The sequence below is a fragment of the Nonomuraea helvata genome (assembly GCF_039535785.1).
Classification (GTDB): Bacteria; Actinomycetota; Actinomycetes; order Streptosporangiales; family Streptosporangiaceae; genus Nonomuraea; species Nonomuraea helvata.
In genome coordinates this window covers 2648039-2663348 of sequence record NZ_BAAAXV010000009.1, presented here as the reverse complement: position 1 = coordinate 2663348, position 15310 = coordinate 2648039, and the positions used below count along the sequence as shown (strand labels likewise).

Annotated in this window: 16 protein-coding genes and 1 riboswitch; of the genes, 6 read left to right on the top strand and 10 right to left on the bottom strand. The window is 69.1% G+C overall.

Going from position 1 to position 15310, the window contains the following annotated elements:
• Positions 1-24: 24 nt before the first annotated feature.
• Positions 25-1257 (bottom strand): threonine synthase, encoded by a 1233-nt coding sequence (thrC, locus tag ABD830_RS45755; protein WP_345001416.1) that lies wholly within the window; start codon positions 1255-1257, stop codon positions 25-27.
• Between the two features lie 13 nt (positions 1258-1270).
• Positions 1271-1412: riboswitch (SAM riboswitch) on the bottom strand.
• Between the two features lie 79 nt (positions 1413-1491).
• Positions 1492-2046 carry an RNA polymerase sigma factor gene (locus ABD830_RS45750; protein ID WP_345001414.1) on the bottom strand — a complete coding sequence of 185 codons (555 nt, stop codon included), beginning with the start codon at positions 2044-2046 and terminating at the stop codon, positions 1492-1494.
• Positions 2047-2077: 31 nt separating this feature from the next.
• On the opposite strand from ABD830_RS45750, the gene ABD830_RS45745 reads away from it, so the two are divergent.
• Positions 2078-3508, top strand: coding sequence for an alpha,alpha-trehalose-phosphate synthase (UDP-forming) (locus ABD830_RS45745; protein WP_345001411.1), 1431 nt, complete (start codon positions 2078-2080; stop codon positions 3506-3508).
• A 27-nt stretch (positions 3509-3535) separates the two neighbouring features.
• On the opposite strand, the gene ABD830_RS45740 is transcribed toward ABD830_RS45745, so the two are convergent.
• The 3 genes from ABD830_RS45740 to ABD830_RS45730 are packed head-to-tail and all read right to left on the bottom strand — an operon-like array spanning position 3536 to position 5249.
• A complete protein-coding gene (locus ABD830_RS45740; RefSeq protein WP_345001409.1) occupies positions 3536-4105 on the bottom strand; it encodes a hypothetical protein in 570 nt (189 codons plus the stop codon).
• A 35-nt stretch (positions 4106-4140) separates the two neighbouring features.
• Complete coding sequence (otsB, locus tag ABD830_RS45735; RefSeq protein WP_345001407.1) at positions 4141-4911, bottom strand: trehalose-phosphatase; 771 nt, start codon at positions 4909-4911, stop codon at positions 4141-4143.
• Positions 4912-4949: 38 nt separating this feature from the next.
• Positions 4950-5249 (bottom strand): DUF3263 domain-containing protein, encoded by a 300-nt coding sequence (locus tag ABD830_RS45730; RefSeq protein WP_345001405.1) that lies wholly within the window; start codon positions 5247-5249, stop codon positions 4950-4952.
• Positions 5250-5360: 111 nt separating this feature from the next.
• Between ABD830_RS45730 and ABD830_RS45725 the strand changes: the two genes are divergently transcribed.
• The 5 genes from ABD830_RS45725 to ABD830_RS45705 all read left to right on the top strand — a co-directional run bounded on the left by ABD830_RS45725 (position 5361) and on the right by ABD830_RS45705 (position 9641).
• Positions 5361-6167: an SAM hydrolase/SAM-dependent halogenase family protein gene (locus ABD830_RS45725; RefSeq protein WP_345001403.1), complete on the top strand. Its 807-nt coding sequence runs from the start codon at positions 5361-5363 to the stop codon at positions 6165-6167.
• Positions 6168-6329: 162 nt separating this feature from the next.
• Positions 6330-6854 carry a hypothetical protein gene (locus ABD830_RS45720; protein WP_345001401.1) on the top strand — a complete coding sequence of 175 codons (525 nt, stop codon included), beginning with the start codon at positions 6330-6332 and terminating at the stop codon, positions 6852-6854.
• A complete protein-coding gene (locus ABD830_RS45715; RefSeq protein ID WP_345001399.1) occupies positions 6851-7990 on the top strand; it encodes a S8 family serine peptidase in 1140 nt (379 codons plus the stop codon). Before ABD830_RS45720 ends, ABD830_RS45715 begins: the two co-directional genes overlap by 4 nt.
• A 65-nt stretch (positions 7991-8055) precedes the next feature.
• Complete coding sequence (locus tag ABD830_RS45710; RefSeq protein WP_345001397.1) at positions 8056-8460, top strand: Zn-ribbon domain-containing OB-fold protein; 405 nt, start codon at positions 8056-8058, stop codon at positions 8458-8460.
• Positions 8457-9641, top strand: coding sequence for a lipid-transfer protein (locus ABD830_RS45705; protein ID WP_345001395.1), 1185 nt, complete (start codon positions 8457-8459; stop codon positions 9639-9641). The genes ABD830_RS45710 and ABD830_RS45705 overlap by 4 nt, the downstream gene beginning before the upstream one ends.
• Before the next feature lie 52 nt (positions 9642-9693).
• Here ABD830_RS45705 and ABD830_RS45700 read toward each other — a convergent pair whose 3' ends face one another.
• From ABD830_RS45700 to ABD830_RS45680, 5 genes are all read right to left on the bottom strand, one after another.
• Positions 9694-10707 carry an ABC transporter ATP-binding protein gene (locus tag ABD830_RS45700; protein WP_345001393.1) on the bottom strand — a complete coding sequence of 338 codons (1014 nt, stop codon included), beginning with the start codon at positions 10705-10707 and terminating at the stop codon, positions 9694-9696.
• On the bottom strand, positions 10694-11728 hold the full coding sequence (locus tag ABD830_RS45695; RefSeq protein WP_345001391.1) for an ABC transporter ATP-binding protein: 1035 nt from the start codon (positions 11726-11728) through the stop codon (positions 10694-10696). The genes ABD830_RS45700 and ABD830_RS45695 overlap by 14 nt, the downstream gene beginning before the upstream one ends.
• A gap of 13 nt (positions 11729-11741) precedes the next feature.
• Positions 11742-12716, bottom strand: coding sequence for an ABC transporter permease (locus ABD830_RS45690; protein ID WP_345001389.1), 975 nt, complete (start codon positions 12714-12716; stop codon positions 11742-11744).
• Positions 12709-13653 (bottom strand): ABC transporter permease, encoded by a 945-nt coding sequence (locus ABD830_RS45685; RefSeq protein ID WP_345001387.1) that lies wholly within the window; start codon positions 13651-13653, stop codon positions 12709-12711. The genes ABD830_RS45690 and ABD830_RS45685 overlap by 8 nt, the downstream gene beginning before the upstream one ends.
• Positions 13654-13780: 127 nt before the next feature.
• Positions 13781-15289 carry a peptide ABC transporter substrate-binding protein gene (locus ABD830_RS45680; RefSeq protein ID WP_345001385.1) on the bottom strand — a complete coding sequence of 503 codons (1509 nt, stop codon included), beginning with the start codon at positions 15287-15289 and terminating at the stop codon, positions 13781-13783.
• Between the last annotated feature and the right edge of the window lie 21 nt (positions 15290-15310).

Sequence of the window (15310 nt, the reverse complement as noted above, 5' to 3'; positions counted from 1 at the left end):
GGTTAAACTCGCCTTTCCTGGTTGTCAGACAGCCGCGCGGAACGCGTCGAGGGAGGGCCGGATCACGGCCGTGGGCTTGGCGTCGTCGCTGATCGCGTCGAGCGTCTTGAGTCCGTCGCCGGTGTTGAGGACCACGGTCTCGGCCTCGGGATCGAGCCGCCCGCTCTCGGCGAGCTTCTTCAGCACGCCCACGGTCACCCCGCCCGCCGTCTCGGCGAACACGCCCTCGGTCGAGGCCAGCAGCTTGATCGCGGCCACGATCTCGGGGTCGGTGACGTCCTCGACGGCCCCGCCGGTGCGCCGGGCGATGTCCAGGACGTAGGGCCCGTCGGCCGGGTTGCCGATGGCCAGGGACTTGGCGATGGTGTCGGGCTTGACCGGCTGTACGACGTCGTGCCCCGCCTTGTACGCGGTGGAGACCGGCGAGCACCCGGCCGCCTGCGCCCCGAAGATCTTGTACGGCGTGTCCTCGACCAGGCCCAGCTGCACCAGCTCACGGAAACCCTTGTCGATCTTGGTGAGCTGCGAGCCCGAGGCGATCGGGATGACGATCTGCTCGGGCAGCCGCCATCCGAGCTGCTCCGCGATCTCGTAGGCCAGCGTCTTCGAGCCCTCGGCGTAGTACGGCCGCAGGTTGACGTTGACGAACCCCCACTTGTCGCCCAGCGGGTCGCCGATCAGCTCGGAGCAGAACCTGTTGACCTCGTCGTACGTGCCGTCGATGCCGATCAGCTTGCCGCCGAACACCCGGGCCATGGCGATCTTGGCCGCTTCGAGGTTGGCCGGGATGAACACGCACGCCTCGAGCCCGGCCCGCGCCGCCGCGGCGGTGACCGCGCCCGCGAGATTGCCGGTGGAGGAGCAGGAAAGCGTGTGGAAGCCGAAGTTACGCGCCGCCTCGACGGCGATGGCGACCACGCGGTCCTTGAATGAATGGGTGGGGTTGCCCGAGTCGTCCTTGACGTACAGGGACTTCAGACCGAGCGCGCGCCCAAGGTTTCCGGCCTTGACCAGTTTGGTCCATCCGGGGTTCATGTTGGGCTTACTGGCGACATCGACAGGAACGGGGAGCAACGACCGGTAACGCCAGATGTTGGATGGACCCGACTCGATGTCCGCGCGGGTCACGGTGCCGAAGGAATAGGCCGCTTCGAGCGGCCCGAAACACTCCAGACACGCGAAGCTGGGACCGAGGGGGTAACGCGTACCGCATTCGCGGCAGGACAGACCGACAGCAGGACCAAAGTCGAGCGACATGAAGCGAGGCCTTCCCTCATCTTCGCCCGCGGCCACCTTGACCGCAGACCGGAATTGGCACCTTGTCCCGGTCGGCCTCGCCAGGTCGCGAGCCTCAAGCCGGGAGGGTTGCCGGGGCTTCGTAGGGCCGGTCCCTCCACCCCTCTGGATGAGCAATATTCAGTTGTTGAAATGGACTCTACCTGCCCAGGGGGCCTAAATGGCCACTTGTCTCAGCAGGTGAGATGCGATGTCTCAACGATAGTCATCACCCAGCACGCCCTGCACGTATTTCCGCGCCTGGTGAATGCGCGACTTGGCGGTGCCGAGCGGGATGCCGAGCTGCTCGGCCACCTCGTTGTAGTCGAGCTGGACGATGTCGCGCAGCACCAGCGCCTGCGCCAGGTCCGGCTTGTCGGCCTCCAGCGCCTCCATGGCGTCCAGCAGGTCGAGCCGTGATCCGGCGATCACGCTCACCCGCCGCACGTCGGGCTTCTGCATGGGCAGCTCGTCGGAGCTCTGCTCGGCCGCCCTCCGCTTCAGCGACCTGTACGTGGTGCGCGCGCAGTTGGCCGTCACGATGTGGAGCCAGGTGCTGAACCTGGCCCTGCCCTCGAACCGCCCGATGTTGCGCGCCACGGCCAGCAACGTGTCCTGCGAGGCCTCCTCGGCGTCCTGGTGGTAGGGCAAGATCCGGGCGCAGTGACGCATCACATCGGGCTCGATCCGAGCCAGAAGTTCGCCAAGTGCGCGATGATCTCCGGCTGCGGCGGAACGTGCGAGTTCCTCGGTTAGCTCATCAAGCGCCATAGCTGGGATCCTATGGGCGAAGGGAGCCTAGATGAACAGCGTTCTGGTGGCCTCCAACAGAGGACCCGTCTCGTTCACCGTCTCCGACGACGGCGAGCTGACCATGAAACGCGGTGGCGGCGGCCTGGTGTCCGGGCTGTCCGGGGTGGTCAGGAAGGACGGCGTGCTGTGGGTCTGCGCGGCGCTGTCCGACGGCGACCGCAGCGCCGTCCGCCTGGCGCCCGGCGGCAGGATCGATCAGGCCGGCTACGACACGGGCCCGCTGCGCATGCTCGACATCCCGCCCGCCACCTTTCACCGGGCCTACAACTCCGTCGCCAACTCGACCCTGTGGTTCGTCAACCACCTGCTCTACGACATCCCCAACTCGCCCAACTTCGGCACGAGGTTCGAGCGCGAGTGGGAGTCGTACCGCGACTACAACGGCGCGTTCGCGCTGGCGCTGGCCGAGGAGGCCGGCCACGGCGCCCGCGTGATGGTGCAGGACTACCACCTGACGCTGACCCCGGCGATGCTCCGCGCCGAGCGGCCGGACCTGCGCATCGCCCACTTCAGCCACACCCCTTGGGCGCCGCCGGAATACTTCTCCCTGCTGCCCGACGAAGTGGCCGGAGAGGTCCTGGAGGGCATCCTGGGCGCCGATCATGCCGGGTTCCTCACCGACAGGTGGGCGCAGGCGTTCATGGACTGCTGTGAGGCGCTCCTGGGCGCGGAGGCCGACCGCGCCGGCCGCAGCGTCACCTACGAGGGCAGGACCACCCGCATCGGCGTGCACAGCCTGGGCGTGGACGGCGAGGCGCTGTGGGAGCGGGCCTGCGAGCCCGACGTCGAGTCGCACATGGCCGCGCTCAGGGAGCAGGTGGGCGACCGGCGGCTGATCGTCCGCATCGACCGCACCGAGCTGTCGAAGAACATCGTGCGCGGCCTGATCTCCTACCGCGAGTTCCTCGACGCGCACCCCGAGTGGCACGGGAAGGTGGTGCATCTGGCGTTCGCGTACCCGAGCCGGCACGACCTGCCCGAATACCGCGAGTACACCGCGTCGGTGCAGCGCCGCGCGCAGGAGATCGAGGACGAGTACGCCACCGAGGACTGGGACCCGCTGATCCTCAACGTCAACGACGACTACCCGCGCTCGCTGGCCGCGTACCGGATGGCCGACGTGCTGCTGGTCAACCCCATCCGTGACGGGATGAACCTGGTCGCCAAGGAGGGCCCGATCCTGTCGCCGCGCTGCGCGCTGGTGCTCTCACGGGAGGCGGGGGCGGCGGCCGAGCTGGGCCCGCACGCGCTGCTGGTGAACCCGTACGACATCAGCGGCACGGCCGCCGCGCTGCACCAGGCGCTCGTCATGCCGGAGGACGAGCGCCGGATGCGGCGCGACAAGCTGCACGCGGCGGCCACCGCCCTGCCGCCGCAGAAGTGGCTCGCGGCCCAGCTCGACGCGCTCGCCGAGATCTGACGCACTCGCCGGGATCCGGCGAGTGCGTCAGTTCCAGTCGGCGTTCTTGAGCGTGTCGGCCAGGCCCGGCGTGTTCCACTGGTCGACGACCAGGATCTTGCTCTTCGGCAGGTACCACTCGCGCTGCGTGAAGCGCGCGTGCACCTTGTTGCCGGAGTAGGAGACGCACGTGGACTTCCACGCGTTGTACGTGGCCTTGTGCCCCGCGCCGACCTGGCGCAGGCCCCTCGTCACCGTCGGGCCGATGAGCTCGCCCCACTTGGGGTTGAACGGGCAGGGCTGCACGTCGCTGGCGGTGTAGAAGGGGTTCTTGCCGGTGTAGGGCCCGAATCCCTCGGCGCCGCGCTTGATGTACTTGGGGCCGAAGACGTAGAACGCGTCACACCTGGACGAGCCCCAGCCCTGAGGCTTGGCGCACTTGCCGGTCACGACCTGGACCGCGTCGGTGCCGGTGCCGTAGACCTTCCACTGGATGGGGATGTAGAGGGTCAGGCCGTTGCGCAGCTTGAGCGGCTGCGCGGTCGCGGCGTTCGCGGGCACGGCGGCGAGGAGGGCGGCCGCGGCCACGGCCGAGGCGGCGAGGTATCGCTTGAACATGCGCCCGACCCTAGGGATCGGGACTTGCAAACCAATCACGAATGGCTGAAAGCGGACGCAAGTTCGTGCAGCAGGGCCACCACTCCGTCCGGCCCGTCCACCACGATGTCGGCCTGCTCGGCCAGGGCGGTGACCTCGGCGGAGCCGCTGCACACGGTCACGCCGGGCAGCCCGGACGCGCGTACGGCCGCGAACGCGGCCAGGTCGCCCAGGTCGTCGCCGACGAACATGACGGACCTCGCGGCCCGCTCGGCCAGGAACAGGCTGAGCGCCTGCCCCTTGTCCATGCCGGGCGGCCGCAGCTCCAGCACGAAGCGCCCGGGCTCGACCACCAGGTCGTGCTTCCCGGCCAGCTCGGCCAGCGGCTCGCGCAGCCTGGCCAGCGCGCCCTCGGGGTCGGGACTGCGCCTGGTGTGCACGGCCACGGCCCGGACCTTGTCCTCTACGGTCACGCCCTCCAGGGCGAGCTTGTCGAGCAGCAGCGGCAGCTCCGCCTCCGCCCTGAGCACGCCCGCAGGGGGCGGGGGGCCGGAGATCCGGCCGTTCTCCCAGCGCTCGAAGCCGTAGTGCCCGAGCACGACCAGCCCGGGCACGTCGGCCAGGCCCGGCCCGAGCTCCAGTGCGGTGGCCGGCGGCCTGCCGGTCACGATGGCCACCGCCAGGACGTGGGCGCCCAGCGCGGCGAGCACCTCGGGGGCCTTCGGGTGGATCACGGCCTTGGCGGGGTCGGGCACGATCGGCGACAGCGTGCCGTCGAAGTCGAGCCCGATCACGGCGCCTGCCGGATCGCTCAAGATCGCTTCCATTCCAGGGATGTTCCTCACGCGGCTGCCGTACCCAGCGGTCAGGGACGCATGCCGAGCCTCCTGGCCGCACGGTCACGCTGGCGGCTGGACCGTAACCTGCGCAGCCTCTTGACCAGCATCGGATCGTGCTCGAGCGCCTCCGGCCTGTCGATCAATTCACCGAGCAACTGGTAATAGCGCGTGGCGGAGAACCCGAAGCTCTCCTTGATGGCCTGCTCCTTGGCGCCCGCGTAACGCCACCACTGGCGCTCGAAGGCGAGGAGCTCGATGTCGCGTTCTGAGAGTGGTTGGCGGGACGGTTCCTGGGCAGCATTGTCACCGCTGAGCGGTGCTCCCATGGTGTCCTCCTCGAAAGGGGCTTGGGTCGATGCACGCATGCGGCCCGTCCCAATCGTAATGTGCCGAGTGCGGCTGTTCACGGCGGATTGAGAGACGTACAGTCACGAAATGTGACCTCAGTCATCACACTCCTCACCGACTACGGGCTCGACGATGGTTATGTGGCGGCGTGTCACGGTGTGATCGCCGGGATCGCGCCCGAGGCGCGCGTGATCGACGTGTGTCACCTGGTCCCCTCGGGAGACGTACGGCGGGGCGCGGCGATTCTCGCCCAGACCATTCCGTACCTCCCCCAGGGCATCCACATCGGCGCGGTGGACCCGAGCGCGGGCGGCGCCCGGCGGGCGGTGGCCGTCGAGGCGGGCGGCCGGGTGTTCATCGGTCCCGACAACGGGCTGCTGTCGTGGGCGGTGCGGGCCAGCGGCGGCGCCGAGACGGCGTACGAGATCAGCAACCAGGAGCACTTCCTGCGGCCGGTCTCCCCGACCTTCCACGGGCGCGACGTGTTCTCGCCGGTCGCGGGGCGGCTGTACGGCGGGCTGCGACCTTGCGAGCTGGGGCCCGAGGTGCCGGTCGGCAGGCTGGTCTCACTGCCCGTGCCGACGTCGCTGCTGCGGGACGGCTCGGTGGAGGGCGAGGTCGTCTCGGTGGACCGCTACGGCAACACCCAGCTCTCGATCGCGGCCGGCGACCTGCACGCGCTGGGCGTGCGGGTCGGCGACACGCTCGGGGTGTGGCTGGGCAGGCGGCAGCTCGCGCTGCCGTATCGGGAGACGTTCGCGGCGGTGCCGCCGGGGGAGCTGGTGGCGTTCGCGGACGCGGCGGGGCTGGTCGCGATCGCGATCAATTCGGGTGACGCAGCGCAGCGGCTGGGGCTCCCGCCTGGAGCACACGTCCGACTCTCTCCCACTCCTTAGCGCGAAACTTCGCAGATCGGAATTACTCCGCGTATCGGCCTGTTTACCAAATGAGCTCCTGACACGTGTCAGAATGCACACGCGGGCATCCTCCCCTCCCGAGATCTCCCGCTCGAGGTCGACGTGTTCCAGCTGTCCGTTGTACTGCTCTCCATACTGTCCGTGATCTGGCCGCTGCCGGAGCCGCCGGTGTCAGAGCGCTGGCGCGCCTGGCCGGTGTCGCAGATCTTTCCCGAGACCGTGCCCGGCGTCAGCCCGTCGGGGGCCCGGGTCACGTACGTGCTGGCCGGGGTCGCGCCGGAAGCGCCCTGCCGGACGGCGTTCCAGCTCGCCGCCTTACGCCGCGGCTGCCGCGTGGCCCTGCGCGCCACGTACGCCGACAGCACCCAGACGTTCGTCGCCACCGTGGGCATCGCCGTGCTCGACAGCCCCTGGTCCGGCTCGTACCGCGCGGGGCGGCTCGCGACCGTGCGGCCGGTGGCCTTTCCCCGTGGGCCCGCGGAGCGGTTCGGCGAGCGCCAGTACTTCACCGGCGTGGTGGTCGGGTCGCATGAGAACTACATGGTGGCGACGGCCGCGGGATACACCGACGGCAGACCGTACCAGCCGGGTGACCGCGTCCTGCCGCGGCTGCGCGACACCGCGCGCCAGCTCGCGACGGCGCTGTACCGGGCGCTGACCCGATGAGCCGGCTCCTTGTGCCCGCCCTGGTGGCCGCGCTGGTGGTCGGGATCGCCCCGGCGAGCGCCTCCGACGACGTGGGCTTCGACGACGTGGGCGAGGCCGCGCGGGCCGGGCAGTGGCAGCTCGCCGCGATGCGGCTGCCCGAGGCGTGGCGGTCGAGCAGGGGCGAGGGCGTGGTCGTGGCCGTGCTCGACACCGGCGTGAACGGCCGCCACCCCGACCTGCGCGGCGCCGTGATCGAGGGCCCCGACCTGACCGGCGCCGCCAAGGGCCTCTGGGGGCGGCACGGCACCGCCATGGCCGGCCTGATCGCCGGCCGCGGGCACGGCGACGAGCGCAGGGGCGGCGTCATCGGGGTGGCGCCCGCGGCCAAGGTGCTGTCCATCAGGGTCACGCTGGAGAACGGCGACCCGCTGCGCGTGCAGCAGCGCTCTCGCGGGCACGACGCGCTGGCCAGGGGCATCCGGTACGCGGTCGACCACGGCGCCGACGTGATCAGCATGTCGCTGGGCGGCGGCAGCGGCGCTTGGGAGGGCTCGGCGTTGGAGGAGGAGGCCGTCCAGTACGCCATCGCCAAGGGGGCGGTGCTGGTGGCGTCGTCGGGCAACGACGGCGAATCGGCCAACAGGAAGAACTTCCCCGCCGCCTACCCCGGGGTGATCGCCGTGGGGGCGGTGGACCGGTCGCTGAACGTGGCCCGGTTCTCCAACCGCCAGGACTACCTCTCGGTGGTCGCCCCCGGCGCGGAGATCGTCACGGCGGACGGGGACGACTCGTACGTGGTGAGCGACGGCACCAGCTCGGCGGCGGCCATGGTGGCGGGCATCGCGGCCCTGATCAAGGCGGCGCATCCGGACATGTCGCCGTACCACGTGCGGATGGCGATCGAGCTCGGCACCCGCAGGCGTCCCGCGGACGGCTACAGTCCCGCCTACGGGCACGGGGTGGCCAACGCGCTGCTCGCCCTGCGAGAGGCCGACCGCCTGGACGTGCCGGCGCCGCCCCTCCCCCGCCCCGGCCCGTACTTCGGCAACGGCCCGTCACCCGCCTCCAGGGGGCCGGTGGTGGCGGGCATGCTGCTGATCATGGCGGGGATGTCGGCACATGTGATCCCCCGCCACCGCAGACGCCGCACTTGACCCCTCCCGCTCCAAAGCGCCGGCCGGCCTCCACCAAAGCAAGCGCTTGTGCGATACTCCGGAGTATGACGTTTGCGATCGAGGGCTGGTTCGCCGTCGACGACGACGGCGCCTTCCTCCTGGGCGCCAGGTGCGCCGCCTGCGGGACCGTCTGCTTCCCGCCCCGCGGCGCCCTCTGCCCCAACCCACGCTGCGAGGAGACGTCGATGGAGACGGTCCGGCTGCCCCGTCGCGGGAGGGTGTGGTCGTACACGAACGCGTGCTACCCGCCCCCGGCGCCCTACGTCGCGGCGGAGCCGTACGTGCCGGTGACGCTGGCCGCGGTGGAGCTCGACGAGGTGGGGATCGTGGTGCTCGGGCAGGTCAAGGGCCTCACGGCGGCCGAGCTCGAGGTGGGCATGGAGCTGGAGCTCACCTCTGGGCCGCTGGCAGACGGGCCGCTGGTGTGGATGTGGGGTCGGACATCGTGAATGTCGTGGTGCTGGGCGTCGGGATGCATCCGTGGGGAAAGTGGGGCCGGCCCTTCCTGGAGTACGGGGTGGCGGCGGCCCGCGCGGCCCTGCGCGACGCCGGGGTGGCGTGGACCGACGTGGAGTTCGTGGTCGGGGCCGACACGATCAGGAACGGCTACCCGGGCTTCATCGCGGGAGCCTCGTACGCCCAGGCGCTGGGCTGGTCGGGCGCCAGGGTCGCGTCCTGCTACGCGGCCTGCGCCTCGGGCGCCCAGGCGGTCGAGATCGCCCGTACGCGCATCCTTGCGGGCCTGTGCGACGTGGCGCTGGTGGTGGGAGCGGACTCGACCTCGAAGGGCTTCTTCAAGCCGGTCGGCGGTGACCGCCCGGACGACCCGGACTGGCAGCGCTTCCGGCTGCTGGGCGCCACGAATCCCGCGTACTTCGCCCTCTACGCCCGCAGGCGCATGGCCCTGTACGGCTCGACGACCGCCGACTTCGCCGCCGTCAAGGTCAAGAACGCGCTGGCCGGATCGCTCAACCCCATGGCCCGCTACCGCAGGACCGTCACCGCCGAGGAGGTGCTCGCCTCCCCCATGGTCGCCGACCCCCTGCGCCTGATGGACATCTGCGCCACCTCGGACGGAGGCGCGGCGGTGGTGCTGGCCTCCGAGTCGTACGCACGCCGGCGGGGCCTGTCCCACCCGGTACGCGTGGCCGCCGTGTCCACCGTCACCCCGACCTTCCCCAACACGGTCCTGGAGCTGCCGAACTTCGCCACCGACTCCTGCGTCGCCGTGCCCGCCCCTGAAAGGCCCTTCAGAGCCGCGATCGCGCACGCGGCCTACGAGGAGGCGGGGATCGGCCCGGAGGACGTCTCCCTGGCGGAGGTGTACGACCTCTCCACGGCGCTGGAGCTCGACTGGATGGAGGACGTCGGCCTCTGCGCGCCCGGCGAGTCCGCCAAGCTCCTGCACGACGGGGCGACAGGACTGGGCGGCCGGATCCCGGTCAACCCCTCGGGCGGCCTGGCCTCCTTCGGCGAGGCGATCCCCGCCCAGGCGATCGCCCAGCTCTGCGAGCTGACCCTGCAGCTACGCGGCGCGGCGGGCCCGCGCCAGGTCGCGAACGCCCGCGTCGGCCTCGCCGCCAACCAGGGACTCTTCGGCCACGGATCCGCCCTGATCGTCACCACATGACGGGAAGGCCCTCCGAGGAGAGCTCCTCGGAGGGCCTTCTCGTCACAAAAGGTCAGCCCACGTGCACGACGTCGTGCGTCTCCGCGAAGTGGCAGGCGCTCTCGTGCCCGGTCCCCGGCCGCACCTGCAGCAGCGGCTCCTCCTGGGCGCAGATCTCCTGCGCCTTCCAGCACCGGGTACGGAAGCGGCACCCCGACGGCGGGTTGGCCGGGGACGGCGGGTCGCCCTGCAGGATGATCCGCTCCCGCTGCTCCCGTCCGTCCGGGTCCGGCACCGGCACCGCCGACAGCAGCGCCTGCGTGTACGGGTGCGCCGGCCGGTCGTAGATCTCGGTGTCCTTGCCGAGCTCCACGAACTTGCCGAGGTACATCACGCCCACCCGGTCGGAGATGTGCCGCACCACCGACAGGTCATGGGCGATGAAGATGTACGCCAGGTTGAACTCGTTCTGCAGCCGCTCGAGCAGGTTGATCACCTGCGCCTGGATGGACACGTCCAGGGCGGACACCGGCTCGTCACAGACGATGATCTCCGGCTGGAGCGCCAGCCCTCGGGCGATGCCGATGCGCTGCCGCTGCCCTCCGGAGAACTGGTGCGGGTAGCGGTTGACGTGGTCGGGGTTGAGCCCGACGACCTCCAGGAGCTCCTGCACCTTCTTGCGGCGGTCGCCCCGGGGCGCCACCTCGGTGTGGATGTCGTACGGCTCGCCGATGATGTCGCCGACGGTCATCCGGGGGTTCAGCGAGGTGTACGGGTCCTGCATCACCATCTGGATGTTGCGGCGCATCCGCTTGAGCTCACTGCCCTTGGCCTTGCCGATGTCGCGACCGTTGATCCGGACCGAGCCGGAGGTGGGCCGCTCCAGCGCCATCAGCACCTTGGCGAGGGTGGACTTGCCGCAGCCCGACTCGCCCACGATGCCCAGCGTCTCGCCCTTGTGCAGGTCGAACGACACGCCGTCGACGGCCTTGATCGCGCCGATCTGCCGCTTGAAGACGATGCCCTGGGTCAGCGGGAAGTGCTTGACCAGGTCCCGTACCTCGAGGATGCGCTCACCGATCGCCATCGAGGACCTCCCTCCAGTAGTGGCACGCGCTGCCTCGGGTGCCGCTGATCTCGTGGAGCGGGGGGATGTCGGTCACGCAGTCGTCCTGCCGGTACGGGCACCGGGGATGGAACGCGCAACCGCTCGGCAGGTCGAGCAGGTTGGGCGGCAGGCCCTTGATCGCGTACAGGTCCTGGCCCTTGAGGTCGACCCGGGGGATCGACTCGAGCAGGCCCTTCGTGTACGGGTGGGCGGGCGCCTTGTAGATGTCGCGCACGGGGGCGTTCTCCACGATGCGCCCCGCGTACATGACGGCGATCTTGTCGGCCACGTCGGCCACGACGCCGAGGTCGTGCGTGATCAGGATCAGGCCCATCTGGCTCTCGCGCTGCAGCTCGGCCAGGAGTTCCATGATCTGCGCCTGGACGGTCACGTCGAGCGCCGTGGTCGGCTCGTCCGCGATCAGCACCTCGGGGTCCAGCGCGATCGACATCGCGATCATGATGCGTTGCCGCATGCCCCCGGAGAACTGGTGCGGATAGTCGTTCACGCGCTGCTTGGCGGCCGGGATGCGCACCCGGTCCATCAGCTCGACGGCCTTCTTCATGGCGTCGCCCTTGGACATGCCCCGGTGCACCCGGAACATCTCGCTGATCTGCCAGCCCACGGTGAACACCGGGTTGAGCGCGGACAGCGCGTCCTGGAAGATCATCGCGATGCGCTGGCCGCGCACCTGCGAGCGTGCCTCTTCCGACAGCTTGAGCAGGTCGGTGCCCCTGAAGCGGATCTCCCCCTGGGGGACGACCGCCGGCGGCACGTCCAGGATGCCCATGATCGCCTGAGCGGTCACGGACTTGCCCGAACCCGACTCGCCCAGCACGGCGAGCGTCTCACCGGGGGCGACCGTGTAGCTCACGCCGTTCACCGCGTGGACGACCCCCTGGCGCGTGTGGAACTCCACGTGCAGGTTGTCGACCGCGAGCAGTGGTTCGTCGCCCAGCCCTCCCTCGGCGGGCAACACATCGGTTGACGTCTTCTTCACTTGATCCCCCCTTCTACCTGAGCTTCGGGTCGAGAGCGTCGCGTACGGCGTCGCCCATCATGATGAACGCGAGCACCGTGATGCAGAGGAACACGGCCGGGAACACCAGCGGCAGCGGCGCCTCCAGGAACCTGGTTCGCGCGTCGGCGATCATGAGGCCCCAGGAGATGTCCGGCGACTGCACGCCGACGCCGAGGAACGACAGCGCCGCCTCGGCCGCGATGAAGCCACCGAGGTTGATCGTGGCCACGACGATGACCGGGGCCAGCGAGTTGGGCAGCAGGTGGCGGAACATGATCCGGCCCGAGCCCGCGCCCAGCGCCCTGGCCGCGACCACGAAGTCCTGGCTCTTCGCGGTGATCACGGCTGCTCTCATGATGCGGAACGTCATCGGCCAGCCGAGCACCGCCAGCGCGACGATGACCAGCATGATGCTGTTGGCCTTGCCGCGGAACGTGGCCGCGATGAGCAGCGCGCCGAGGATCGGGGGGATGGCGAAGAAGATCTCGGTGAGCCGCGACGACACCGTGTCGACCACGCCGCTGCGGTAACCGGCCACGATGCCGAGCAGGCCGCCGATGAGCGTGGTGATGATCGTGGTGAACACGCCGATCAGGATGGAGTTGCGTGCGCCGTAGATCGTCCTGGCGTAGACGTCGCAACCCAGGTTGTCCCTGCCGAACAGGTGGCCGGCGCTGGACACCTGCCTGGCTGTGGACAGGTCGCAGGACCTGGCGTTGTACGGGTCGATCGCCGTGAACAGCGACGGCCAGACCGACATGATCAGCAGGATCAGGATGATGATCACCGAGACGATGAACATCGGCCGCCGTCGGAGGTCGTACCAGGCGTCGGTCCACAGGCTGGCCGGCTTGCCGTCCTTGGACTTCTTGCCATGTCGTGCCGGCGCCGGGGCCGGCACCGCGTCGGTGACCAGGGTCTGCGTCTCCGGGAGCCCGGGCCCCACCGGCGGGGTTGGGTTACTCATAGCGGATCCTCGGGTCGAGCACGGCGTACAACAGGTCGACGACCAGGTTGGCCAGGATGTAGATCAACACCAGGATGGTCACGATACCCACGACAACTGGTTGTTCTCGCAAGTAGACGCTCGTGTAGAGCTGGTTCCCGATTCCCGGCAAATTGAAGATCGTCTCGGTGATCACCGCACCGCCCATCAGGTTGCCGAGGTCGGCGCCCAGATAGGTGACCAGCGGGATCAGCGCGTTACGCAAGCCATGTCTGCCGATGACGCGGCGTCTCGGCAGGCCCTTGGCGGTGGCCGTGCGGATGTAGTCCGCTCTCAGCGTCTCCGCCAGGCTGGTTCTGGTGAGCCTGGTCAGGTAGGCGATCGACGTTCCCGCAAGCACGAAGCCGGGCAGCAGGTAGCTGCGCCAGCCCGCGAACGTGCCCGCGACCGGGAATATGTCCGCCCCGGTCCACTGCTTGAGCTTGACGCCCAGGATGAGCTGCAGCACGAAACCGGTCACCAGCGTGGGCACCGAGATCAGCAGCAGCGTGGAGGCGAGGATCATGGTGTCGGTGGCCTTGCCACGGCGCAGCGCCGCCCACAGTCCGAGGCCGACGCCGATGAGCGCCTCCATGACGAGGGCGGTCAGGGCGAGGTTCAGGGTGACCTGGAACTTGCCGGCCATGATCTGGGACACGGGCACGTCGGCGAAGTTCACGCCGAAGTCGCCGCGGAAGAGCACACCGCTGATGTAGTACCAGTACTGCAACAGCAGCGGATCGTTGAGGTGATACTGCTCGCGCAGGACCTCGGCCACCGCCGCGTCCGGGCGCTTGTCTCCGAAGAGCGCCGCGATGGGATCACCGGGCAGCGCGAAGACGATCACAAAGATGAGTAGGGTGGCGCCGAGCAGGACGGGTATCGCCTGAATCAGACGCCTGATGACATAACGGCCCATTGAAGCCCTCCGGTACATGACTTGGAGGCAGCCCCCGGAGCCCGTGGTTCACCCGGCTCGGGTGGCTGCCTCCAAGCTCAGCCCTTCGACGGGTGGACGGCAAGGACCGTCCACCCCGCGAATGACGTCAGGCCTTCTCGATGTCCGCCCACTGAACCTGGTTGAGCAGGTTCAGCTTGACGTTCTTGACCTTGGTGGAGTGACCGAAGTTGCTCCGGTAGAAGTAGACCGGGATGTACGGCAGATCCTTGATCAGGATGTCGTCCGCCTGCTGGTAGAACTTCAGGCCCTCGGCGGGGTCGGCGGCCTGGTCGCCCTTGGCCACCAGTTCGTCGAAGTCCTTGTTGGAGTACCCACCGTAGTTGGAACCGGTGCCGATGGAGCCGGTGCCGAAGATCGGGGTCAGGTAGTTCTCAGCCGAGGGGTAGTCGATGGACCAGCCCATACGGAACAGGCCCTTGTACTCCTTGGCGTCGAGAGCGTCCAGGATGCCCTGGAACTTCTCGAACGGCTTCGGCGTGACCTCGATGTTCAGGTTGGCGCGGAGGTTGTTGGCGACCGCCTCGATCCACTCCTTGTGGCCGCCGTCCGCGTTGTAGCCCAGCTCGATCTTGGACGGGCCCTTGGCGGCGTCGTACAGCTTCTTGGCCTCGGCCGGGTTGTACGTGCACGAGGTGCACGCGCCCTGGCGGTAACCGGGGATGGCCGGGTTGATGAAGTCGTCGGCGGGTGCGCGGGTGCCCGAGAAGACCGTCTCGGTGATGGTCTTCCTGTCGATGGCCATCGAGATGGCCTTGCGCACGTCCGGGTTCTTGAAGTCCGGGTTGTACTTCAGCGGCACGCCGATGTAGCCGACAGCGGCGTCGGGCTCGTCGAAGTAGCGGTCACCCAGCGCGGCCTTGGCGCTGGCGATCGCCGAGGCGGGCAGCGAGTCGTCGACGTCGAGGTTCTCGGCCTGCAGGTCGTTGTACGCGGTCTCGGCGCTGGTGTAGATCTTGAACTGGAGCTTCTTCCAGTTCTTCGGCTTGGCGCCCGGGAACTTGTCGTAGACCGTCATGTCGATGGTCTGGTCGGTGCCCTTCTTGTAGGGCTTGTCGACCTTGAACAGGCCCTGGCCGATCGGCTGCTCGCCGTAGGCCTGGGTCACCTTGCCGTCGGCGCCGAAGGCCGCCTTCGGCAGCGGGTAGAAGGCGGTGTAGCCGAGCATCGTCTTGAACTGCGAGAACGGCGCCGTGAGCGTGACCTCGAGCGTGAGGTCGTCGACAGCCTTGAGACCCTTCATCTCCTTGGCCGTCGGCGTCTTGCCCTCACCCGGGTGCACGTCGTTGTAGCCGTCGACACGGCCGAAGAAGTAGGACGAGGCCATGGCGTTGTCCTGGTAGGCCGCGTAGTTCCACGCGCGGGCGTAGTCCGCGGCGGTCACCGGCGTGCCGTCGTGCCACGTGTAGCCGGACTTGAGCTTGATCGTCCAGACCTTGCTGTCCGACGTGGTGATCGACTCAGCGGCCTCCTCGACTGGCTGCTTGTTCTCGTCGTAGCGTACGAGCGGCGAGAACACCGCGGCGAGGACCTCGGAACCCTCGGTCTCCGTCGTGTTCTGGGGGTTCAGGAGCTCCTGGGGCTCACCGACTTCCATGCGGACCGGCGTTTCGCCGCC